The 21,795-nt window shown below is 59.6% G+C and carries 20 protein-coding genes; 5 read left to right on the top strand and 15 right to left on the bottom strand.

Annotated elements, in window-relative coordinates; translation table 11 throughout:
• Positions 1–65: 65 nt before the first annotated feature.
• Positions 66–950 (top strand): LysR family transcriptional regulator, encoded by an 885-nt coding sequence (locus tag A6764_RS18455; protein WP_035300698.1) that lies wholly within the window; start codon positions 66–68, stop codon positions 948–950.
• A gap of 10 nt (positions 951–960) precedes the next feature.
• Here the strand turns inward: A6764_RS18455 and A6764_RS18460 are convergent, their stop codons facing one another.
• The 4 genes from A6764_RS18460 to A6764_RS18475 all read right to left on the bottom strand — a co-directional run bounded on the left by A6764_RS18460 (position 961) and on the right by A6764_RS18475 (position 5,145).
• Positions 961–1,188 (bottom strand): hypothetical protein, encoded by a 228-nt coding sequence (locus A6764_RS18460; protein WP_141669762.1) that lies wholly within the window; start codon positions 1,186–1,188, stop codon positions 961–963.
• Between the two features lie 24 nt (positions 1,189–1,212).
• Positions 1,213–2,541: a GntP family permease gene (locus A6764_RS18465; RefSeq protein WP_065067924.1), complete on the bottom strand. Its 1,329-nt coding sequence runs from the start codon at positions 2,539–2,541 to the stop codon at positions 1,213–1,215.
• Between the two features lie 15 nt (positions 2,542–2,556).
• Positions 2,557–4,113 carry a gluconokinase gene (gntK, locus tag A6764_RS18470; RefSeq protein WP_065067923.1) on the bottom strand — a complete coding sequence of 519 codons (1,557 nt, stop codon included), beginning with the start codon at positions 4,111–4,113 and terminating at the stop codon, positions 2,557–2,559.
• Positions 4,114–4,275: 162 nt separating this feature from the next.
• Complete coding sequence (locus A6764_RS18475) at positions 4,276–5,145, bottom strand: MurR/RpiR family transcriptional regulator (protein ID WP_065067922.1); 870 nt, start codon at positions 5,143–5,145, stop codon at positions 4,276–4,278.
• 197 nt (positions 5,146–5,342) lie between these two features.
• Between A6764_RS18475 and gnd the strand changes: the two genes are divergently transcribed.
• Positions 5,343–6,239, top strand: coding sequence for a phosphogluconate dehydrogenase (NAD(+)-dependent, decarboxylating) (gnd, locus tag A6764_RS18480; RefSeq protein WP_065067921.1), 897 nt, complete (start codon positions 5,343–5,345; stop codon positions 6,237–6,239).
• A gap of 170 nt (positions 6,240–6,409) precedes the next feature.
• Here gnd and A6764_RS18485 read toward each other — a convergent pair whose 3' ends face one another.
• Positions 6,410–6,853, bottom strand: coding sequence for a 2-thiouracil desulfurase family protein (locus A6764_RS18485; protein ID WP_044898310.1), 444 nt, complete (start codon positions 6,851–6,853; stop codon positions 6,410–6,412).
• Between the two features lie 105 nt (positions 6,854–6,958).
• A complete protein-coding gene (coaA, locus tag A6764_RS18490) occupies positions 6,959–7,894 on the bottom strand; it encodes a type I pantothenate kinase (protein ID WP_029097805.1) in 936 nt (311 codons plus the stop codon).
• A 227-nt stretch (positions 7,895–8,121) separates the two neighbouring features.
• Here coaA and A6764_RS18495 point away from each other — a divergent pair, with 227 nt between their 5' ends.
• On the top strand, positions 8,122–10,674 hold the full coding sequence (locus tag A6764_RS18495; protein WP_264622322.1) for a CoA-disulfide reductase: 2,553 nt from the start codon (positions 8,122–8,124) through the stop codon (positions 10,672–10,674).
• Positions 10,675–10,723: 49 nt separating this feature from the next.
• Here A6764_RS18495 and A6764_RS18500 read toward each other — a convergent pair whose 3' ends face one another.
• The 5 genes from A6764_RS18500 to A6764_RS18520 all read right to left on the bottom strand — a co-directional run bounded on the left by A6764_RS18500 (position 10,724) and on the right by A6764_RS18520 (position 16,579).
• Positions 10,724–11,209, bottom strand: coding sequence for a Dps family protein (locus tag A6764_RS18500; RefSeq protein ID WP_231558797.1), 486 nt, complete (start codon positions 11,207–11,209; stop codon positions 10,724–10,726).
• 230 nt (positions 11,210–11,439) lie between these two features.
• Positions 11,440–12,372, bottom strand: coding sequence for a S66 peptidase family protein (locus tag A6764_RS18505; RefSeq protein WP_065067918.1), 933 nt, complete (start codon positions 12,370–12,372; stop codon positions 11,440–11,442).
• A gap of 21 nt (positions 12,373–12,393) precedes the next feature.
• Entirely contained in the window at positions 12,394–14,040 is a 1,647-nt protein-coding gene (locus tag A6764_RS18510) for a peptide ABC transporter substrate-binding protein (protein ID WP_065067917.1), read from the bottom strand.
• Positions 14,041–14,332: 292 nt separating this feature from the next.
• Positions 14,333–15,019 carry a response regulator gene (locus A6764_RS18515; protein WP_035300717.1) on the bottom strand — a complete coding sequence of 229 codons (687 nt, stop codon included), beginning with the start codon at positions 15,017–15,019 and terminating at the stop codon, positions 14,333–14,335.
• Positions 15,020–16,579 (bottom strand): ATP-binding protein, encoded by a 1,560-nt coding sequence (locus tag A6764_RS18520; RefSeq protein WP_044898303.1) that lies wholly within the window; start codon positions 16,577–16,579, stop codon positions 15,020–15,022.
• Positions 16,580–16,714: 135 nt separating this feature from the next.
• On the opposite strand from A6764_RS18520, the gene A6764_RS18525 reads away from it, so the two are divergent.
• Positions 16,715–17,764 (top strand): DctP family TRAP transporter solute-binding subunit, encoded by a 1,050-nt coding sequence (locus A6764_RS18525; RefSeq protein ID WP_044898302.1) that lies wholly within the window; start codon positions 16,715–16,717, stop codon positions 17,762–17,764.
• A 129-nt stretch (positions 17,765–17,893) separates the two neighbouring features.
• On the opposite strand, the gene A6764_RS18530 is transcribed toward A6764_RS18525, so the two are convergent.
• The 4 genes from A6764_RS18530 to A6764_RS18545 all read right to left on the bottom strand — a co-directional run bounded on the left by A6764_RS18530 (position 17,894) and on the right by A6764_RS18545 (position 20,114).
• On the bottom strand, positions 17,894–18,274 hold the full coding sequence (locus A6764_RS18530; protein WP_035288605.1) for an ArsR/SmtB family transcription factor: 381 nt from the start codon (positions 18,272–18,274) through the stop codon (positions 17,894–17,896).
• 1 nt (position 18,275) lies between these two features.
• On the bottom strand, positions 18,276–18,701 hold the full coding sequence (locus tag A6764_RS18535) for an SRPBCC family protein (RefSeq protein ID WP_065067916.1): 426 nt from the start codon (positions 18,699–18,701) through the stop codon (positions 18,276–18,278).
• 355 nt (positions 18,702–19,056) lie between these two features.
• Positions 19,057–19,404, bottom strand: a complete 348-nt coding sequence (locus A6764_RS18540; protein WP_065067915.1) for a hypothetical protein — start codon at positions 19,402–19,404, stop codon at positions 19,057–19,059.
• 62 nt (positions 19,405–19,466) lie between these two features.
• Positions 19,467–20,114 carry a DUF4879 domain-containing protein gene (locus tag A6764_RS18545; protein ID WP_141669759.1) on the bottom strand — a complete coding sequence of 216 codons (648 nt, stop codon included), beginning with the start codon at positions 20,112–20,114 and terminating at the stop codon, positions 19,467–19,469.
• A gap of 429 nt (positions 20,115–20,543) precedes the next feature.
• On the opposite strand from A6764_RS18545, the gene A6764_RS18550 reads away from it, so the two are divergent.
• Positions 20,544–21,641, top strand: a complete 1,098-nt coding sequence (locus A6764_RS18550) for an anthranilate phosphoribosyltransferase (protein WP_264622323.1) — start codon at positions 20,544–20,546, stop codon at positions 21,639–21,641.
• Positions 21,642–21,795 lie beyond the last annotated feature (154 nt).

A 21,795-nucleotide genomic window follows, 5' to 3' on the forward strand; every position in this document is an offset into this window, starting at 1 on the left:
TGAAAAATATTGATTCCATCTAGGATTCATATGAAATCGATATGAAAGCAAGGGAGGATCGTGCGGTGGACATCCGTCAGTTGCGCTATTTTATCGCCATTGCCGAAGAAGGGCAGATTACCGGGGCCGCCAAGCGCCTGCGCATGGCCCAGCCGCCCCTCAGCCAGCAGTTGAAGCAAATGGAAGAAGAACTGGGCGTGGCGCTGGTGGAACGTGCGGGGAAACGAATCGAGCTGACGGAGGCGGGCGTCACGCTCTACCGGCAGGCGCTCAACATCGTGCACCAGATGGAGGAAGCGATCGCGGAAGTGCAGGAAACCGGAGCCGGCATCCGCGGCACGCTGTCAATCGGCGTAAGCGCCCTCTCCTCCTACGGGCTGCCGGAACAAATCCGCCGGTTTCAGCAGCAGTATCCGCTGATCAGCTACAAGGTGTGGAAAGGGGATACGCAGTTGTTGAGCCAGTGGCTGGAGCGGCGGACGATCGAAGTCGCCATCGTCCGCCTGCCCCATTCGCTGTCCGGCTGCACCACCATCCCGCTGGAAGAGGAGCCGTTCGTGCTGATCGTTCCGGCCTCCTCCCCTCTGGCCGGCGCCAGCCGGATCCACATGCGGGACATCGCCGATCATCCGCTGATCATGCCCAGCGCGCCGGGGCTGGGCATCTACGAGATGCTGGTCCGGGAGTTTTCCCGGCTGGGCGTGAGCCCTCACGTCATCTGTGAATGTCCCGACATCTCGCTGATCGTCAGCATGGTGGGGGCCGGCGTGGCGGCGTCAATCGTCCCCCGCTCCGCCTGGGAGACCCAGGCCGGCGAGACGATCCGCTGCCTGGAGATAACCGGCACCTCCGTCTCCTCCTCCGCCGCCGTCGTCTGGCAGACCGGCCGCCATCTGTCCAAGGCGGCCCGCCGGTTCATCCGGATGTTTGCGCCCTCGGCCGACGTGTAGGGCGCGGCCGTCAGCGGCCGGCGGTGTAGACCCGGTTGGCGCCGTTGGCCCGGACGATGCGCATCGCCTCCGCGACCTGCCGCTCCTGTTCGCCGCCGGCCTCCAGGTGCTCGATGTTCGACCGGCAATCCTGGTCGCTGGTGTTCCGGTGAAACGCGAAGACACGGTCCCTGCACAGCGATGACAAAAAAACATCCCCCCACGCGCGGTGAGGGGATGGCGCACGGTGCTTCCTCACTTCGGGGAAGCGCCGCCTGTTTTCTCAGACGAACAGGGACAAGCCCATGATCAGGATAATGGCCGTGACGGACAGGATGGTTTCCATGACCGTCCAGGACTTCAACGTATCCTGAACGCTCATGTTGAAATATTCCTTGATCAGCCAAAAACCGGAATCGTTTACGTGGGACAGGATGAGCGATCCCGCGCCGGTGGCCAGCACCAACAGCTCCGGACTGGTTCCGGGCATTTGCTGCGCAATCGGGGCGACAATGCCCGCGGCGGTCATCATCGATACCGTCGCCGAACCGGTGGCGACGCGGATCAGCGCCGCGATGAGCCAACCGAGGAAGATCGGGGAGATGGCCGACGCTGTGGCCAGATCGGCAATGTAATCGCCCACCCCGCTGTTGAGCAGCACCTTGTTGAACGCGCCGCCTGCCCCGATCACCAGCAGAATGGTGGCCGTCGGCGCCAGGCAGTCGTTGGTGAACTTCAGAATGTCGTCCTTGGTGAATCCGCGGGCAAAGCCCAGCGTCCAGAACGAGATCACGGTGGCAATCAGCAGGGACGTGATCGGGCTGCCGATGAAGTCAGCCCACACGCGAACCGCGTGTTCCTTCGGCAGCGTGATGTCCGCGATGGTCGCCCCCAGCATCAGGATGACCGGCAGCAAAATCGTAAACACGGTGACGCCAAAACCGGGCAGTTCGCGGTCCTGCTTCGGTTCCGCCAACTGCGCCGCCAGCTCCGAGGAGATGCTGGTCTTGATCCGTTTGCCGATCCAGCTTCCGTAGAGGGGACCGGCGACGATGGCGGACGGGAGGGAGACCAGGATGGAGTAAAAAATCGTTTTGCCCACGTCCGCATGAAAAATATCGACGGCCGCCATCGCCGCCGGATGGGGCGGAACAATCCCGTGCACAATGGACAGCCCCGCAATCAGCGGGATGCCAATCTTCAACAGGGACATTCCCGTTTGACGGGCGATGGTGAAGACCAGCGGAATCAGCAGCACAAAGCCTACCTGAAAGAAAACGGGAACCCCGACGATAAACGCCACGAACATCATCGCCCAGTGGACGTTCTTTTCGCCGAACAGGTTGATCAGCGTGCGGGCAATCCGCTCCGCGCCGCCGGACTCCGCCATCATTTTCCCCAGCATGGTGCCCAGCGCGAGCACGATGGCGATGAATCCAAGCGTACCGCCCATCCCCTCCTTGATGGAATCGACGATTTTGTCGAGCGGCATCCCCGAGGCAATCCCGACAAAACCGGAAACGATCAACAGGGTAATGAACGGGTTTACCTTGAATCGGGTGATCAGAATGAGCAGGATGATAATAGCCAGCAAGGTGATGACTAACGGCATGGTGACCCCTCCTTTTTATCGCGTGTGCTGCGATGTTCTCGACCGTTGTTGAAAGTCGGCGATGAGCTTGTACTCCTCAAGCAGGTTGAGATAGACCCGCTCGTAGATGTAAAACAACTCCAAATAGGTGCCGGAACGCTCCAGGTCCGGCTCGTGGCGGTGAGCAATGCGCAGGAGGCCGTTCACCTCGGACAGGTCGCGGATGGCGCCGACGGCATGCATCGCCAGCACGGCCGCTCCCAGACTGGAGCTTTCGTGGGTTTCCGGGATCAATACCTCATACCCAAACATGTCCGCCATGATTTGCCGCCACTCCCTGGAGCGGGCAAAGCCGCCGGACGCGCGAATCTCCCGGGCCCCTCCGGCCAAGTCGCGAAGGGCGATCCCCACGCTGTACACGCTGAACAAAATCCCTTCCAGCACGGCGCGGATAAAGTGCTGCCGCTTGTGGTGCAGGCCGATTCCGAAAAACGACCCGCGCGCCTGCGGGTTCCAGTAGGGGGCCCGCTCCCCGGACAAAAACGGCAGGAACAGCAGGCCTTCCGCCCCGGCCGGCACGTCCTGGGCCGCCTGAATCATCACGTCGTACGGATCTACGCCCAATTCCTTGGCCTTTTCCACCTCGGGCCAGCTAAACTCATCGCGGAACCAGCGCAGCATCAATCCCCCGTTGTTGGTCGGCCCGCCGATCACCCAGTGCTTGTCGGTCAAGACGTAACAAAACGTTCGTCCCTTCTGATCCGTGATCGGTTCCGGTACAACGGTCCGCACAGCGCCGCTCGTGCCGATGGTGATCGCCACCTGCCCCGGCTCGATGGCGCCGACGCCCAGGTTGGCCAGCACCCCGTCACTTGCCCCCACGACAAAAGGCGTATCGGGCTCGATGCCGATCTCGTCCGCATAGCGCTTGTCCAGGCCGCGCAGCACGTGTGTGGTCGGGACGGGCTCGCTCAACTGCTGCGCGGAGATGCCGGCGACGCGCAGCGCCTCCTCGTCCCAATCAAGCCGCTTCAGATTGAACAGCCCCGTGGCCGACGCGATGGAATAATCGACCACGAATTGACCAAAGAGCCGATAAATCACGTACTCCTTGATCGAGAGAAACTTGGCCGCCCTGCGGAACGTGTCGGGGTCCTTCTCCCTCATCCAGATCAGTTTGGTCAGAGGAGACATCGGATGGATCGGCGTCCCGGTGGCCAGGTAGATCCGGTGGCCGGTGCCGTCCCGTTTCAAGCGCTCCGTCTGCTCCACGCTGCGGTTGTCCGCCCAGATGATGACGTTGGTCAGCGGATTGCCGCTGGCGTCCACGGCGATCAGGCTGTGCATGGCCGTGCTGAACCCGATGCCGGCGATTTCCGACCGCTGCGCCCCGGCCTGGGCAATCGCCTGGCGGAGCGCTTGTATGACCGCGGCAAAAATCGCGTCCGGCTCCTGTTCCGCCCACGAAGGCTGCGGAACGAGCAGCGGATAATCGACATTCCCCGTTCCCTTGATCGAACCGGAGCGCGTGAACACAATCGCCTTTGTGCTGGTTGTGCCGATGTCCAGTCCGATAAAATACGTTTCGTTCATTATGGTCTCACCCTTCATGTGTATCCGCTTTCAAGATGGTCAAGGTGATTATATCGAAATTTTTTTCTTTTGTTAATACATGAGAAAAAAATTTGTTTCAAAAAGTGCATCTCCACGCTTTCCGCCACCAATCGTATCTCCAAGAAAAAAAAACGCCCGTGGTCAGAGGCGTTTTAAGGAAATGGCTTCCCGGATATGCTGGATGTTCTCGACCGTTTGCGCTTCCCGGCGGAGGGAAACCGCCACGTACAGGAGGTCGATCAGGAAAAGCTGGGCCAGGCGGGAAGAGAGCGCTTCCGTGCGGAAAACCGTCTCGCGCGAGGTCGTATACAGGCAGCAGTCCGCCAGTTTTACCAGCGGCGATTTGCCGTAGCTGGTGATGCCGATCGTTTTCGCTCCGGCGTCCTTCGCCACGCGCAGCGCTTCCAGGATGTCCTTGTTCGAACCGGAGTGGGAAATCCCCACAACCACGTCCCCTTTCTGCAAGAGGGAGGCCGACATCACCTGATAGTGGGCATCGGCGTGATGAATACAGGGGATCCCGGTACGCATGAACTTGTGATAGGCGTCCTGGGCGATGGCGGCCGATCCGCCGGACCCGTAGAATTCAATGCGTTTGGCGCCCGCCAGCCAATCGATGATGGTGGACAATTCGTCGCGGTTGAGAATATGCAGCGTATCGCGCAGCGTTTCCATGTTTGCGGCGAAAATGTTGCCGGCTATGGAAAGAACGTCGTCATCCTCCAGGTTGATTTCCTGGTAAATCGCCTGCTTGGGGTTCGTCACTTCGCTTGCCAGCGCAATCTTGAACGCCTGATACCCCCGAAAGCCCAACCGCCGACAGAGGCGAAAGACGGTCGCATCAGCGCATTCGCATAACTCGGACAGCTCGGTAATGGACAAATGGACAATGTCGCTCGCATGCTCCAGGATGTAGCCGGCCACCTGCTGCTCTTTGCTGCTGAGCTGCGAATAAACGGCGCGCAGTTTGGCGAGAACGCTTTCGGAAACACGCGGTGTGGATTCGGGCAAACGACATGCACCTCTCAATCATGTCTTTCTGGTTCACATTTATTCTGGTACACATTATAGGCAATTTCCGGGACGAAGTCATTTTGAAAAAAATTTTCTTCATTTGTGATGAAACACGAATATTTTTGTCATATAATACAGCTAAGTCAGATCCCGCGAGTTTGACAACCTGGATACTAAGGAGTGTTTCGATAGCAATGCGATTAGCGATGATTGGATTAGGCAAAATGGGATACAATCTCACCCTGAACTTGCTCTCCCACCGGCACGAGGTCGTCGCCTATGACGTCAACCCTGCCCCTGCCGCTGAACTGGGCAGGCACGGAGCGATTCCGGCCGCTTCGGTCGAAGAGGCGGTCGCGAAACTGTCTGCGCCGCGTATCGTGTGGCTGATGGTGCCGGCGGGGAACATCGTGGACAAGCTGATTGAACAGCTGTCCGGCCTTCTGTCCCCCGGCGACATTGTGATCGACGGCGGAAATTCCCACTACAAGCAGTCGGTTGAGCGGTATCACACGCTCAAGCAAAAGGGCATCCATTTCCTCGATGTCGGCACAAGCGGCGGAATGGAAGGGGCACGGAACGGTGCCTGCATGATGATTGGCGGGGACAAGGAGGCGTTTGCCCACATCGAACCGCTGGTAAAGGATATTACCGTTGACAACGGCTACCTGTACGCGGGGGAAGCAGGCAGCGGACACTTCCTGAAAATGGTGCACAACGGCATCGAGTACGGCATGATGCAGGCGATCGGCGAGGGCTTTGAAGTGCTGGAGAAGAGCAGCTACACGTTTGACTTCGCCGAAGTGGCGCGCGTCTGGGCCAACGGCTCCGTCATCCGCGGGTGGCTGATGGATTTGACCGAACGGGCCTTCCGCAAAGACGCGAAGCTGGACAGCATTCGCGGCGTCATGCACTCCTCCGGCGAAGGCAAATGGACGCTGGAGACGGCGCTGGACCTGCAGGTGGCGACGCCGGTGATCGCGATGTCCCTCTTGATGCGCTACCGCTCGCTGGAGGAAGACACCTTCCACGGCAAAGTGGTGGCTGCCCTGCGAAATGAATTTGGCGGGCACGCCGTGGAAACGAAATAGAAAACCGCCAGGCCCGAGGCAATGCCTCGGGCCTGTTTGCATGGCTTCGCGGGTTCGCCGCCTCCCCCTTTCCCCCGCTCCTTTCAATGGCTCCGTCCGCGCATCGGGCGGCAGGACCAGAGCCGCCGGCGTTTCAGGGATGGCGGGAGAGAGCCCGCCGCTATCTCCTTTTATTTCGTCTGCTCCGATTGGACCGCGATTCCGCTGCGGATCAGCAGCGCGGCGGTCACGCCCACTCCGGCCGTTTTGTTGCCGGAGAACGTTCCGTCGTAGACGAACGAGCTGCCGCAGGAGGGACTGTTCTCCTTCAGCACGGCGGAGGTGGCCCCCACCGCCTGCGCCAGCCTGAGCGCCTGCCGGGCCCCGGCGAGAAACTCGGCCGTCACGTCGCGGCCGGTCCGGTCGATCACCCGGGCCCGGCCGTCCAGGACGTCAAAGCCGTCGCCGCCGACGATCTCCGCCGGCGGGCGCGGCGTCGGCAGACCGCCCAACTGCTCGGGACAGACGGGAATCGCCTTTCCTTCCTTGAGCAGCGCCTCGGTTTCCGCGTCCAGACAGGCGCGCTGGTCATACCGGCACTGGCAGCCGATCAGACAGGCACTGACGATTTTCACTCTTACCAGATCCTTTCCTCGAGGATTTCGAACCAGGGCTGTCCGCACCGACCGCAAACGTCCGCCAGCCGGACTGTCCTCTTTGCGTTCGGGGATTCACCGGGGTTACAGCCTGCGGAGCTTTACGCTCTGGACCATGTGATCCGGCCCCTTTTCCAAAATCAGTTGGGCGCGTCCCCGCGTCGGCAGGATGTTTTTCCGCAGGTTGATGCCGTTGATCTCCGTCCAGATGCTCGTGGCCACCGCCGTCGCCTCTTCGTCAGTGAGGTTGGCGTAGCGGCGGAAGTAGGAGGCCGGGTTGGAGAAGGCCGTCTCGCGCAGCAGCTTGAACCGCTCCACGTACCACTTCATGATGTCCTCTTCGCGCGCGTCGACGTAAATGGAGAAATCGAAAAAGTCGGAGACGAAGACTTCCGTCACGCGGCGCTGTTTTTCGTCCACCGGCGTCTGCAGGACGTTCAGCCCCTCCACGATCAAGATGTCCGGTTCGCGCACCACCTGCCACTCGCCGGGCACGATGTCGTACACCAGATGGGAGTAGACGGGGGCGGCCACTTCCGGCACGCCGGACTTGACGTCGGACAGAAACGACACCAGCCGTTTGGTGTTGTAGCTTTCGGGAAACCCTTTGCGCTTCATCAGGCCGCGCTCTTCGAGGACGCGGTTGGGGTAGAGAAAGCCGTCCGTGGTCACCAGGTCCACTTTGGGATGGTTGGGCCAGCGGGATAAAAGCGTTTGCAAAATGCGGGCGGTTGTGCTCTTGCCGACCGCTACGCTGCCGGCGATGCCGATGATGAACGGCACCTTCTTGTCCTGCTTGCCGAGGAATGTATGCGTGGCATGATACAGTTCCTGGGTGGCCCCCACATACAGGTTCAACAGCCGGGAGAGCGGCAGGTAGATGTCCGCCACTTCCGACAGGGAGAGCTTTTCGTTCAACCCCTGCAGACAGGCCAACTCTTCGTCTGATATGGTAAGCGGCGTGGAAGCCCGCAGTCCTCTCCACTGCTCGCGACTGAAAGTCATGTAAGGAGATGCCATGGGAACCGTACATCCTTTCTCGTTCATGTCCTGTAAAATGTTCCACAATAGTGTACCACCTGCGGCCGCTTCTTGGGAACACGTGAGGTGCGTCTCTTGACAAGAAAGGTGCAGACGATTCATAATACCCACATAGGTATATACCCCCGTAGGTATAATGAAACGTTGCCTGATCCAGATCGAACGCCCGGCGTTTGCCGTGCGAAAACGAACCGGAGGGACTGCATATGGAGAGAAAAATCGTGATTGTCGGCGGCGTGGCCGGCGGCGCGACCGCAGCCGCCCGCCTGCGCCGTCTGAACGAAACGGATCGGATTGTGATGGTGGAGCGCGGCGAACACATTTCGTTCGCCAACTGCGGCCTGCCATACTACATCGGCGGAGCGATCCGCGAGCGAGGCAAGCTGTTTGTCCAGACGGCGGAGAGAATGAGCCGGCGGTTTGCCCTCGACATCCGCACCCAGAGCGAAGTGACGCGGATCAACCGGGCGGCCAAAACGGTGACGATCCGCAACCTGCAGACGGGCGAGACGTACGAGGAGGACTACGACATCCTGGTGCTGGCACCCGGCGCCAAGCCGATCGTCCCCGACTGGCCCGGCATCCAGGAGGCGGAAGCCCTGTTTACGCTGCGGAACATCCCCGACACAGACAGAATCAAGGCATACGTGGACAATGCCCGCCCGCAGCATGCGGTCGTGATCGGCGGCGGATTCATCGGCGTGGAAATGGCGGAAAACCTGCGGGAGCGCGGTGTCGCCGTGACGCTGGTGGAGATGGGCAATCAGGTGCTGGCGCCGCTTGACTTCGAAATGGCTGCCATCGTGCAGGAGCACATGCGGGCGAACGGCGTGGAACTCGTCCTGGGAGATGCCGTCCAAGCCCTGGCGGACAAGGGGCGGCGCATCCTGCTGCAAAGCGGCCGCGAGCTGACCGCCGACATGATCGTGCTGGCCATCGGCGTGCAGCCGGAAAGCGAGCTGGCCAAAGAGGCGGGACTGGAGCTGGGCGTGCGCGGCGCGATCAAGGTGTCCCCCACGCTGCAGACGAGCGATCCCAGCATCTACGCCATCGGTGACGCCATCGAGGTGCACGACCTGGTGAACGGACAGCCGACGGTGGTGCCGCTCGCCTGGGGAGCCAACCGGCAGGGGCGGCTGGTGGCCGACCGCATCAACGGCATGGACGTCTCCTACCGGGGCGCGCTGGGAACGGCCATCGTCAAAGTCTTTTCCCTGACGGCCGCCGTCGTCGGCAACAACGAAAAGACGCTGAAAAAATGGGGCATCCCCTACGAGACGGTCCACATCCACCCCAATTCCCACGCCGGGTACTACCCGGGCGCAGCCCAATTGTCGCTCAAGCTGCTGTTTGACCGCAGCACGGGCCGCATCCTCGGCGCCCAGGCGGTCGGGGCGGACGGCGTCGACAAGCGCATCGACGTAATCGCCACGGCGATGAAGGCCGGTCTTACCGTGCGGGACCTGCCCGATCTGGAGCTCTGCTACGCCCCGCCGTACTCGTCGGCCAAAGATCCCGTCAACCTGGCCGGGTACGTCGCCTCCAACATCGTCGACGGGCTGGCCGAAACCGTTCAATGGCACGAAATCGACCAAATTGTGGCGGACGGCGGCCTGCTGATCGACGTGCGCGAACCGATCGAGCGGGAGGCGGGCTTTGTGCCGGGCTCGATCAACATTCCGCTGGATCAACTGCGGGATCGGCTGGCGGACATCCCGCGCGATCGGCCGGTGTACGTCTCCTGCCAGGTGGGGCTGAGAGGCTACCTGGCCGCCCGGATCCTGGCCCAGCACGGGTACCGGGTGAAAAACCTGGACGGGGGCTACAAGACCTATTCGTATGCCGCCCGGGAAAAATCGCGGCCGCCGCGCGACCCTGACGGCACAGGGGCGGCCGGGGACCGGCAGGCCGACACACGGCCGGCGGATCGTCCCGCAGGGGGTCATTCCGCGGAAGCGCACCCATCCGCCCACGTCACCATCGACACCTGCGGACTGCAGTGCCCCGGGCCGATCATGCAGGTGTTTCAGGCGATACAGCAGATGAATCCGGGTGAAGTGCTGGCCGTCTCCGCCACCGATCCGGGCTTTGGCAAAGACATCGCCGCCTGGTGCGAAAAGACCGGCCACGTCCTGCTCCATTCCGAGCTGGACAAAAACGTCTGCACCGCCTACATCCGCAAAGGCGGCGCCGCAAAAGAAGCGGCCGCTCTGCAGGCAGCTTCGGCGAAGGAGGCGAACCCCGGCGTGTCAGACGCGTCTCCCGCTGCCGTCTCGGCCGTCCCGTCCAAAAACGGCGCCACCCTGATCGTGTTCAGCGGCGACCTGGACAAGGCGATCGCTTCGTTTATCATTGCCTCGGGGGCCGCAGCGATGGGGAAACGCGTGACCATGTTCTTTACCTTCTGGGGCCTGAACATCTTGCGGAAGCAGGGCGCGTCCGCGTCCGGCAAACAGCCGTTGGAGAAAATGCTGGGGGCGATGATGCCCAAAGGACCGCACGATCTGCCCTTGTCCAAAATGAACATGGGCGGTCTCGGGGCGAAGATGATCCGCTACGTCATGGAACAGAAAAACGTCGACTCCCTGGAGACACTGATGCGCAACGCGCAGGCGGCCGGCGTCAAGCTGGTGGCCTGCACGATGAGCATGGAGATCATGGGCATCAAGCCGGAAGAGCTGATCGACGGCGTCGAATTCGCCGGTGTCGCCAGCTACCTGGGCGACGCCGAAGACGCCGGCATCAACCTGTTTGTCTAAACAAAATCCCCCCGGGGCCTTTTCGTTCGGGCCCAGGGGGGATTTTTTTTCACGGCTGCCGGCCGAGAAACGCCTGCAGCATCCAGACGTGCTTTTGCAGGCTGGTGCTGATCTCCAGAAACATGTCGCTGGTCGCCTGGTCGTTTGCCTGTTCGGCGATGGACATGCCCTCCTCCAGCTCGCGGATCACCTGCTGGAAGTCGGCGGCCACCGCCTGGACCATTTGTTCCGCAGTCTCCCCGCCCGCCGCTTCGCGCAGGGTCGACTGCTCCAGACAGGCTTTCATCGTCGAGGCCGGCTGTCCGCCAATGGCCAGCAGCCGCTCCGCCAGTTCGTCCACGTAGCCGGCCGCCTCGTTGTACAGCTCCTCAAACTTTTCGTGAAGCGTGAAAAAGTGGGGTCCTGTCACATACCAGTGGTAGTGGTGCAGTTTTATGTACAGGACGCTCCAGTTGGCAATCTGCTTGTTCAACACGTCTGTCAGGGAACGGCTTTTCACTTCTGTCACAGCAGGGCTCATCCGTCGTCGCTTCATCCTTTCCTCGCATGGTGATGGAACAGAACGATGTTAGTATTTCGCTGTGAGCCGCTGTTTATTCCCTCGCAGACGCTGCGGCCGTTCCCTTTCACCGCGGCGCTTTTTCCTCCAAAGCGCCGTGGCCGTTTTCCCCGCGTGCGGAGATGTAAAGGGGGGCGGACCCCGCGATCATCTGTCCGTCCCTGACGGCGATCCGGCCCGCCGCCAGACCGCCTCCTTGTCCGGTTTCACCGGACGACCGCCTCCTCGACGATCAGCCGGCAGCCTGTCGCGTCAAGATAGGCCTGCACGCCGAACGGCAGGGCGGCGTTGTTGTCGCCGTGGCCTGCCTGCAGATTCCAGATCATCGGCTTTTGATACGGCGCGACGATGTTGGAAAAGACGTCGAGGACGGTAAAGCCTTCCCGCTTTTTCGGCTTGCAGTTGGTCCACGTGCCGAGGATGACCCCGGCACACTCCGCAAACGTGCCGGCCAGCGCCAACTGGGTCAGCATGCGGTCCACCCGGTACGGCTCCTCGTCCACATCCTCCAGGAAGAGCAGCTTGCCTTTCGCCTCCACCTGGAAGGGCGTGCCCGCCAGCGCCGCCACCAGCGAGAGATTGCCGCCGACGATCTCGCCGCACGCCTCTCCTTCCACCAGACAGACGATCTCCTCCCCCGGCGGGTTGACGATCTCGCCCAGCGGCTCGGGGCTGGTCATGGCGCGCAGCAGGCATTCCCGCGTATACGCGTTGGTCCCGCTGAGCAGTCCGGGAGATGCGTTGGGACCGTGCAGGGTTGCCAATCCCGCCTGCTGCCGGAGCGCCGTGTGCAGTGCGGTAATGTCGCTGTACCCGATGAACAGTTTCGGGTTTTGCGCGATCATGTCGTAGTCGAGAAGATGCAGGATTTGCGGCGAGCCGTACCCCCCGCGTAAAGCCATCACGGCGTCGATGTCGGGGGCGGCAAACATGTCGTTCAGCTCGGCCGCCCTGTGTTCGGGTGTTCCCGCCAGATAGCCGCCGCAGCTTTCATAGCAGGTTTCTCCCAGTACCACCCGGAATCCCAACGCTTCCAGATCTTCCTTGGCCTGATATACGCTGTCGATTTCTTTCGGAGGACTTGACGGGGCGATGATCCCGATCGTATCCCCTGGTTTCAGTGCTTTTCCCTTGTTCATCCGGCATTCTCCTCGCTGTTTTTACTCCTTGTACGCCCATTTGAAATCGATTTTGCTGAGCGGATCGATCTGCACACCTTTGACCTTGTCGTTTTGCACCCAGGCGTTGACGTCGCTGAAAATTCCCGTCAGCGGCATCTCATCCATTAAAAGCGTCTCGGCTTCCAGCAGAAGCTGCCTTCGCTTGGCCTCATCCGTTTCCGCGTACGACTTGTGAATCAGCTCCGTGTATGTCGGGTTGTGCCAGCGGGTAATGTTGCTGGAACTGTACTTTTCGATAAACTTCTCCAGGAAGTTGACCGGGTCGTTGTAATCAGCCGTCCAACTGGAGCGGGTGATCTCGAATTTGCCCTGCTCCTGGTCGTCCAGGTACACCTTTGTCTCCTTGTTCACCAGCTTGACGTCGACGCCCAGCACCTGTTTCCAGGTGGCCTGGAGCGCTTCGGCGATCGCCTTGTTGCGGTCCGACGTGTTGTAGAGGTAGCTGATTTCCGGCAGCTTGGTGATGCCCAGTTCCTTCATGCCCTCCGCCAGCAGCCTGCGCGCTTCTTCAGGTTGGTTATCGGCAAAGAATCCTTCCGGTTTTAGCGAGGCGGTGATCGGCGTGATGCCCATCAGCGGCGTCTGCCCGGCCTGGCCGATGTTGTCGGCAATCTCCTTCCGGTTGATCGCGTAGGCGAACGCCTTGCGTACTTTGGCATTGGTAAACGGCACCCGCTCGGCGTTGAAGCGGATGTAGTAGGAGGTGGCTTTCGGCTTGGTCTTCAACTTGCCTTCCTCCTTCAACGGCTTGACGGCATCCACCGGCAAGCTGCTGATCGGCCCACCCGCCCAGTCGAGATCGCCGTTTTGGAACAGCGCCAGCTCCGTATTGGCGTCGGAAATCATCGAGAACTCGATGCGATCCAATTTTACCGCCTCGTGATCCCAGTAGGTGTCGTTTTTCACCAGGACGAGTTTGTTTTTGTGCTCCCACCTCTCCAGCTTGAACGGTCCGTTCCCCACCAGCGTTTTCGGGTCTTTCGCCCAATGCTCGTTGGCTTCCGCCACCTTTTTGTTGATCGGCATGAGGAAGGCAGCAAGCGTCGGGAAATACGGCGTGGGATGTTCCAGCGTCACCTGCAGCGTCTTGTCGTCCAGCGCCCGGACGCCGACGTCATCCCGCTTGGCCCTGCCAGCGGCAAACGCCTGCGCGTTTTTGATGCTGTAAAACTGGTACGCGGCCTGTGAACCGGTCTTGGGATCGAGCGCATGCTTCCAGGCAAATTCGAAGTCGTGGGCCGTCACCGGATCGCCGTTGCTCCACTTGGCGTCACGCAGGGTAAACGTATAGACCGTCTTGTCCTCGGACACCTTCATGTCGGAAGCGATGGAGTAAATTGGCTGGCCGTCCTTGTCCAGACGGGTCAACCCGTCAAAAACGGCGCGGATGACGGCACCGGAAACGGTGTCTTCGGCAAAGGTCGGATCAAGTGTGGCCGGCTCCTCCAGGTTCATGCGCAGCACTTGCGGCTCGCCGGAAGCGGTGGTGCCCGCCGTGCCTGTTTTCCCGGGCTCTTGTGCCGCCCCGGTGCCGGCCGGAGTGCCGCTTCCGCCCGCGAAACACCCGCTGAGCATGCTCCCCAGCACGAACGAGACAGCGATGAGGATGGAACATCGTCGTTTCATTGTATGAACTCCCCTTGAGTATCATTTTATTTTGAATATTACAAAAATTACACCGATGGGGAAGCGAGGGTTTCATCCTCATCCCGATTCACCGGCGAACCCCTTTCGGTGCGGAACCTCCAGAAACTGTTTCTCCGCTTCCTCAAACATTTCCTGCATGACCGGGAGCACGGTCAGGAGCTTCACCTGCAGGCGGAAGGGAAGCTCGTCGATTCCATCCAGAAACAGGGGGCTCCGTCGATCATCCGTCTGCCGCTCCCCTTCGGCTGTCGCGCTGCGCTTCCCGGGTCCGTCACACCAGCACGTACCGGTTGGTCGGCCGGCCGACGCCGCCGTAAGCCACGTCCCGTTTTACCCGTCCGCTCTTTTCCAGGTATTCGAGGTAGCGGCGCGCCGTCACCCGGGCGATGCCGACCCGCTCCGCCACCTCTTCCGCCGACAGCGGCTGCTTTTCCTCGCGCAGATGGCGGACAATCTGCTCCAGCGTATGCATGTGCAGCCCTTTGGGCAGCGGCTCCTCCTCCCGGGCGCTTTTCGCCGCATTGCGGAACAAGAGCTGATCCACCTCCGCCTGGGAGACGGTGCCCTCCTGCTCCAACTGCTGGCGAAACGCCCGGTAGTTTTCCAACGCCTGCTGGATGCGCTCGAACTTGAACGGCTTGATGATGTAATCCATCGCGCCGTTGCGGAGCATCGCCTGGATCGTGGGCTTGTCCTTCGCCGCCGTGATCACGATCACGTCCACCGCCTGGTTGGCGGTGCGCAGTTTCTGCAGGGTGCGCACGCCGTCCAGCACGGGCATGAAAATGTCCATGATCACCAGATCGGGCTTCAATTGTTCCACCAGAGCCAGCCCCTCCGCTCCGTTGGAGGCCGCGCCGACCACGCGGAAGGACGGCACCCGCTCGATAAACTGCCGGTTGACTTCCTGCACCATCGGGTCGTCCTCGATGACGACCACGCGAAATGGGTTGGCCATCTACGCTTCCGCCTCCTTCATCGGAAAGGTAATCAAAAAGCTGGTGCCTTCGCCGGGCTGCGACTGGCAGCTCAGCTCGCCCCGCCCCTTCGCCACCAACTGCTGCACCAGGTAGAGGCCCAGGCCGCGGTTCTTCCCCGCCTTGGTGGAGAAGCCGCGCTCCAGCATTTGCCGCCGGGTCTCGTCATCCATGCCGATGCCGTTGTCTTCCACCAGGATGGAGCAGATGTCGTCGTCCTGCTCGATGCTGATGTAGACCTCCTTGTCATCCCGGTCCGCCTGCTCCAGGGCGTCAAACGCGTTTTCGATCAGATTGCCGAGGATCAGCACGAAGTTGTGGTGGTCCATGTACGGCGGAAAGCGCTCCAGGTTGCTGCGCCGGTCGATGACGACGCGGATGCCCAGTTCCTTGCCTCGGCTCACCTTACCCAAGAGCAGGCCGGAAACGCTTTCATCCGCGATCTTGGCCGACAGAAACGCAGTCAGTTCTTCCTGCTGTTCACTGATTTCAAACAGGTACTGCAGCGCCTTTTCCTTCTGATTCAACTGCAGGAGTCCTGCGATCGTGTGCAGCTTGTTCATGTACTCGTGGTTTTGCACGCGAAGCGCGTCGACGAACGCCTTGACGCCGGTCAGCTCTTCCGCCATCCGCGCCACTTCGGTCCGGTCCTGGAAGATGGCGAGGGCCCCGACCACTTTCCCGTCCGTCTTGATCAGGAAGCGGTTAGACCAGATCAGCGCGCCTCCGACGTGCAGTTCGTGGTCGTAAAAGTTTTGCTGCTTCTCCAGCACTTCCGGCAGCGCGGTGTCGGGAATCACCTCGCGGATCGGCCTCCCCAGCACATCGCCTTCGATGTTGAAAATCTGCTTGGCCTTGTCGTTGAAAATGGTGATCCGCTCATGCGTGTCGATCGCGATGACGCCCTCCCGCATGGCGTGAAACGTGGCGGTGCGCTCTACCAGCATGCGGGCGAGTTCCTCCGGCTCCAGGTTGAGCATCTGCCGTTTCATGTGGCGGGCGAGCCGATACGACCCCCAGATGCCGAACAGCAGGGAGAGAAAAAACGTGATCGCGATGTTTTCCCGCTGGTCGTAGAGGATCTGCGGGATGCTCGGCAGCAGATGGCCCACCATGACCACGCCCACCTGCTGGTGCTCGGCGTTCATGATCGGCACGTAGGCCCTGAGCGCCGTTCCCAGCTCTCCCCGCACCTTGCGGATGTAGGTGTGCTCGGCAAACGCCTCCTCCGCGTCTTTGCCGAGAAAGACGGTGCCGATGCGCTCGTCCAGCGGATCGGAATAGCGGACCCGGTTCATGTCCATGACCACCACGTAAGTCACGTCATTGACGATGCGGATCCGCCGCGCCGTCGGAGCGATGATCCGCCAGCCGTCCGGCTCCTGGATGCTTTTCTGGATCAGCGGGATTTCCGCCACCGTCCGCGCCGTGGTCATCAGCCGCTGTCCCAACTCCGCCTCGGTCAGGCGAATGATGCTGCCCATGATGATGATGCCGCCGATCAAGAGGGAAAAGAGCACGATGCCGACCGACAGCAGCATGATCTTCCACTTAATTTTCAGACGTTTGAACAGGTGTGTTCTTCCTTTCCGGGGGGTTTGCCTGCTACCATATATTTTGGTACAGTACGTGGAGCAAATCAACTGATCATATGATCATAGAGCAGGTGTCGGCCCATGAGATCGTTCGCAAGCATTGTCGTGTTCGTCCTGCTCGGCCTGCTCAGCGCCGTGATCATCGGCTTTCGCAGCGACCTGCCGTTTGCGGCGCTGGGGTACGACGAGGAGCAGGAAGGGCTGAACGAGCGAATCATCATCAAGTTCAGCCATGTGGTGGCGGAAAATACGCCCAAGGGCCTGGCCGTGGAACGCTTTTCCCAACTGGTCAAGGAAAAGACGAACGGCCGGGTGGAAGTGCAGGTGTTTCCCAACGGCATCCTCCACTCCGACAAGACGGAGATGGAGGCGCTGCAGCGCGGCGACATCCAGATGATCGCCCCCGCCTTTTCCAATCTGGCCAACCGGATTCCGGCGTGGTCGGTGCTGGATCTGCCCTACGTGTTTCGCGACCAGCAGGACGTGGAGCAGGCGTTTCACGGGAAGATCGGCCGGATGCTGTTTGAGACGCTGGAGCCGCTGAACATGAAGGGGATGGCCTTTTGGAGCAACGGCTTCAAGCAGATGACCAGCCACAAGCCGATCCGCACGCCGCAGGACTTCGCCGGCCAGCGTTTCCGCATCATTCAAAGCCCCGTGCTGGAAGCGCAGTTTCGCGCGCTGGGGGCGACAGCCCAGGGGGCTCCGTTCAACGACGTCTACCGCAAGCTGGCGAACGGCGAAGTGGACGGCCAGGAAAACACCATTTCCAACATCTACAGCAAGCGTCTCTACCAGGTGCAGAAGTACATGACCGTCAGCAACCACGGCTATCTGGGCTACGCCGTGATCATCAACAAATCGTTCTGGGAGGAGCTTCCCGCCGACGTACAGCGCGTGATCGCCGAGGCGTTGGAGGAGGCGACGGCCTACAGCTACCAAATAGCCGTCTCCATGAACGAGCAGCAGTGGAAGCAGTTGACCAAAGAGAGCAGCATGGAGATACACGTGCTGACGCCGCAGGAGCAGGCCGTCTGGCGGCAGGCGCTGCAGCCGGTGTACGAGACGTTCGCCCCGGTGATCGGTCCGGCGCTGATGGACGAGATCAGCAAGCTGCACGAGCAGCGATGAACACGTCCCACCCGTTTGGCCCCAGGGAAAGGCGCCGTTTTCCCAACGAAAAAAGACAGGCTAAAACGGGGAAGGAACCGTCTTAGACTGTCTTCACAGCGGCAGGCGCAGCGCCAAATGGCTGCGCGGTTATTCCTTTTTCGTCGGCTGGACCGCTTTCAGCGAGGCTGCGGGCTCGGCGCCGTCCAATTTGCCGGACTCCACGTAGTGTTTGAGCATCGCCATCTTGTTCTCCCAAAACCGCTCGTAATACGCGAGCCACTGCTTCAATTCGAGCAGCGGTTCCGGATCAAGCCGGTAGCGCGTCTCCCGGCCGACTTTCCTCCCTTTGACCAGGCCGGCTTCGGCCAAAATGCGCAGATGTTTGGAAACGGCCGTCCGGCTCATCGGAAAGTGTCCGCTGATGACGGTGACAGACATTTCCTGATCCCCCAGCAATCTCAGCAGTTGGCGGCGCGTAGGATCAGCGATGGCCTGAAAGACGTCATGTCTGGACGGCGAAGCAGCCATGTCAGCCCTTGACATGCGCGCCCAGTTTTTGGATAAGCCCGGTCCAGCCCTGATTCATGCGGTCGCGCACGATTGTATGCGGTTCGCCGAATTCCGTAACGGTGTCGGGATTCCAGCCGGAGTGGATCAGCGTAAACTCCGTTTTCCCGCCAAGGTCTTTCAGTTCAAACGTAATGATCCAGTCTTTCCCCCAGCGAAACGAAAGACGGTTGGGGGGATCCACTTCCGTCACCTTGCAGGGGGACATGCCGAACGGACCGGCATTCAAGTGAAACGCGTGGCCGACCACAGGCTGAAAGTCGTTCGGCATGAACCATGCGGCGAGACCTTCCGCCGTGGCAACGGCTTCCCACACTTTCTGGATCGGAGCATGGAACACCTGGGTGTGTCGAATGTCCGGAAGGGTTTGCGGGGTCTTGTTCTCCATTGTCGTACCTCCTGGTAGTTGTGCTTCTCTTTTTCCTGAGGGCGAACCCGATCGAGGTTCATGTTCGCGATTGGAACCCAAATGGTTTCCTTTTTGATTTTATGACACCTTTTGGTTTCATGTCAAATGCGGGACCGGGGTTCCCGTTGGTTGTTCCGCCCGCTTCGTTTTTTGTCTTGCTTGTTCCCTCGTTTTTACAGTTCCCTGTTCGATACCGTATCCGCCACGAATCAGAAAGAACTCCTCCTGCTTTGAATGGGAAAAAGGACGTTCCGCAAGAAGCAGAACGTCCACATGTACCGAGAATGTCTGACCCTCAAGCACGCATCTACTGTTGGGAAAGGTCACTTTATCATCATCCTGTCAATACTTGACTGTCGTATAAGGAAGCGACCGTTTGCAGTCCATGTTTTTTTGAAAGCTGAATCGCGAATGTGCTTGGCGCGTCCAAATCGGTTAATAATCCAAGTTCAGCAGCTCTTTGATGCAACCGAATCATGTTGGGGTCGGTTATCCCCATTCTGTCCGTAATGTCTTTTGCGCTGATCGTACGTGCATGTTGAGGATTTACCGGCTCTTTCGCGTTTGCCATCATCTCGATAAATTCATCAAGCGTCTCCTTGCCTCTGTATCCATGAAACACCGTCAAGGCGCTTCGCATACTGAACAGTTCCAGTCTGCTCATCCTTGCAATTGAATTCATTGAGTACCCTCCAACTCTTACAAAGTATAAAATCGTGTCATTTAGTTTGGGCAATATGAAAACTATTCGTGATAGATAGTTATTGAATCTTCCATCGTGTTATTAGGAAAGTTATACGATACTCCTCTTGATTTGAATTCGGCCCAACTTGAAATTTTATCGTCGGAATTAAAGGCTACTTCATACCAATATCCGTCAACTACACCATCTCTATTCGTGTCTATTGAATACAAATTTGTTACATATCCATTTGTCGTATTTGCCGCTTCTCCATCCAACCATGCCCATTTATATCCATGTCCAATTGTATACGTATATACAGCAGTATTACCACGTACGGGAATTGGAGCTTCATCAAGTCCCACAACATCTTGGTAACCATCTGGTCCCTCATCAGCTTCAGAATCTACAATGGCAATTTCCCACGTCGAGTATGGGGGAGCAGAACCAGCAAATGGTTGGACTGAATCGCTTTGCTTAACACTCCCCCCTTTGTCTGCCTCATCGAATTTTTTCTCAATTTCTAAGTATTCTTTTAATGATATTTTTTCTACCTTTGCATTAGGAAACTTCTCTTGAGTCAGATGAGTTAATAATTCAACTGCATCTTTCTTTTTTTCCTTTTGCTCTTCAGTGGCATGAACGACACCAACAATTGAAAAAGCCAAAGCAAGAGGAAGCATTACCGCAATAGGTTTCTTTGAAACCATAGGACCAACCCCTTCCTAAGAACGGTATTTTTGATGACCGCATGAATATCTTAGCAATTTTTGTATATTATTGTCAATTCTGATGTTAGCGAAAAAAACTGGTGGCGGCAACCCGTTCAGTCCGTCGTGCGGCTTCTCAAAAGGAAGGGCTTTCCAGTATACTAATCATGTATAACGCCATCGTCTTCGCCGTCTCGATTCCCGTCTTGTCGCAGCGATACCGTGTCTGTCGTTCCTCTTTCCCCCGCTGATGCGGATGCAGGACAAACGACAGCCTCGGCCGCGGACCTTGGACGGAACGGGGAGTGGCGGCATTCTGTCTTGCGCACGCCAAAAAACATGCCGGAAGTTATGCGCATGTGCTGCGCAGACATTCGATGAACGAACGCAAACAAGGGCGGATGCGGCACGATCCATGGTGGTCCGCAGATGCCGACTGATTCGGGAGAGGTGACGGACACGATGTTTGAGCTGTTAAAGGAAGTGGGACGCGGCAAACGCGGCGCAAAAGACTTGACGTACGAGCAGGCTGCAGCAGCGGCGGAGATGTTTCTCAACGGCAGCGCGACGCCCGCGCAGATGGGCGCGTTTCTGATGGCCGAGCGGATCAAAATGGAGTCGCTGGACGAATTGGCGGCGTTTGTGGAGGTGTTTCGGCGGACTGTTTCGCCCGTCTCGTTTCCGGGCAGTCTCGATTGTGCCGGCCCCTACGACGGGCGGCGAAAATCGTTCATGGCCACGTTCCCTGCCGCCTTTGTGCTGGCCGCTTGCGGACAGCGGGTCACCCTGCACGGCAGTCCTTCCCTGCCGCCCAAGTGGGGCATCACGCTGACGGATGTGCTGAAGGCCGCAGGCGTGTCCGCGGATGCCGCCGACAGGCAGGCGCTTTTTTCGGCAGCCGAGCGCAGCGGCGTCTTGTTCGTCCCCACGGAAGCGTGGTGTCCCGCCCTGCACAATCTGCGTCCCCTGCGGCTGGAACTCGGCGTCCGCACCCTGTTCAACACGGTGGAAAAACTGCTGAGGGTAGCCGACTCTCCGTACATGGCCATCGGCATCTTCCACGGCACGGTATTTGAAAAGGTGGCGGAACTGCTGCTCCGCCTCGGAGTGGAACGGGGAATCGTCGTGCAGGGCATGGAAGGCTCCGAAGACGTGTCCGCCGCCAAACCGACCCGCACCTTGATAGTGGAAAACGGCAGCTGCCGTCCCTTTGTCGTCGATCCGTCCTCGCTCGGCTTGCAGGCGGAAGCGCCGGAAACCGACTGGACGCCGGAGCTGCAATGGCAGACGGCGGAAGCGGTGCTGAACGGAACGGCCGAACCTGCCTACCGCAACACGGTGCTCGTAAACAGCGCCCTGCGGCTGTGGATCACCGGACGCGTCCCGACGTTGGATGACGGCGTGACGGCGGCCCGCCAGGCGCTTGATTCCCAAGAGGCTTGGAACCGGTACAGACAGTGGCTGGAGGAAGCCGCGGCACCCTCCTCTTCCGCACGCGATGCGGCAGCGGGCAGTGCCGGCCGCTGACGACCGGACAGACACCGAAACCCATACAGCCCTTGGCTTGCCGGACCGGCAGGCCAAGGGCCTTTTGCTGGCCCCCGATCCGCGCTCCGTGTTGTCCGTGACCAAAAAGACCAAAACAACCAATATGACCGTATCGTTTCCAATATTCCCTCAA

It is taken from the genome of Brevibacillus sp. WF146, assembly GCF_001673705.2.
GTDB classification, from domain to species: domain Bacteria; phylum Bacillota; class Bacilli; order Brevibacillales; family Brevibacillaceae; genus Brevibacillus; species Brevibacillus thermoruber.

What these genes read in the sequence shown, in the direction of transcription:
- A6764_RS18500 (WP_231558797.1), bottom strand. Translation starts at nt 11,209, where the DNA reads ATGAAGCGACGACGGATGAGCCCTGCTGTGACAGAAGTGAAAAGCCGT.
- A6764_RS18545 (WP_141669759.1), bottom strand. Translation starts at nt 20,114, where the DNA reads ATGGTTTCAAAGAAACCTATTGCGGTAATGCTTCCTCTTGCTTTGGCT.
- A6764_RS18550 (WP_264622323.1), top strand. Translation starts at nt 20,544, where the DNA reads ATGCCGACTGATTCGGGAGAGGTGACGGACACGATGTTTGAGCTGTTA.
- coaA (WP_029097805.1), bottom strand. Translation starts at nt 7,894, where the DNA reads ATGGCATCTCCTTACATGACTTTCAGTCGCGAGCAGTGGAGAGGACTG.
- A6764_RS18520 (WP_044898303.1), bottom strand. Translation starts at nt 16,579, where the DNA reads ATGCTGCTGTCGGTCGGCATCGTGCTCTTTTCCCTCTTGATCGGCGGC.
- A6764_RS18510 (WP_065067917.1), bottom strand. Translation starts at nt 14,040, where the DNA reads ATGAAACGACGATGTTCCATCCTCATCGCTGTCTCGTTCGTGCTGGGG.
- gnd (WP_065067921.1), top strand. Translation starts at nt 5,343, where the DNA reads ATGCGATTAGCGATGATTGGATTAGGCAAAATGGGATACAATCTCACC.
- A6764_RS18540 (WP_065067915.1), bottom strand. Translation starts at nt 19,404, where the DNA reads ATGAATTCAATTGCAAGGATGAGCAGACTGGAACTGTTCAGTATGCGA.
- A6764_RS18495 (WP_264622322.1), top strand. Translation starts at nt 8,122, where the DNA reads ATGGAGAGAAAAATCGTGATTGTCGGCGGCGTGGCCGGCGGCGCGACC.
- A6764_RS18505 (WP_065067918.1), bottom strand. Translation starts at nt 12,372, where the DNA reads ATGAACAAGGGAAAAGCACTGAAACCAGGGGATACGATCGGGATCATC.
- A6764_RS18515 (WP_035300717.1), bottom strand. Translation starts at nt 15,019, where the DNA reads ATGGCCAACCCATTTCGCGTGGTCGTCATCGAGGACGACCCGATGGTG.
- A6764_RS18530 (WP_035288605.1), bottom strand. Translation starts at nt 18,274, where the DNA reads ATGGCTGCTTCGCCGTCCAGACATGACGTCTTTCAGGCCATCGCTGAT.
- gntK (WP_065067923.1), bottom strand. Translation starts at nt 4,113, where the DNA reads ATGAACGAAACGTATTTTATCGGACTGGACATCGGCACAACCAGCACA.
- A6764_RS18535 (WP_065067916.1), bottom strand. Translation starts at nt 18,701, where the DNA reads ATGGAGAACAAGACCCCGCAAACCCTTCCGGACATTCGACACACCCAG.
- A6764_RS18465 (WP_065067924.1), bottom strand. Translation starts at nt 2,541, where the DNA reads ATGCCGTTAGTCATCACCTTGCTGGCTATTATCATCCTGCTCATTCTG.
- A6764_RS18525 (WP_044898302.1), top strand. Translation starts at nt 16,715, where the DNA reads ATGAGATCGTTCGCAAGCATTGTCGTGTTCGTCCTGCTCGGCCTGCTC.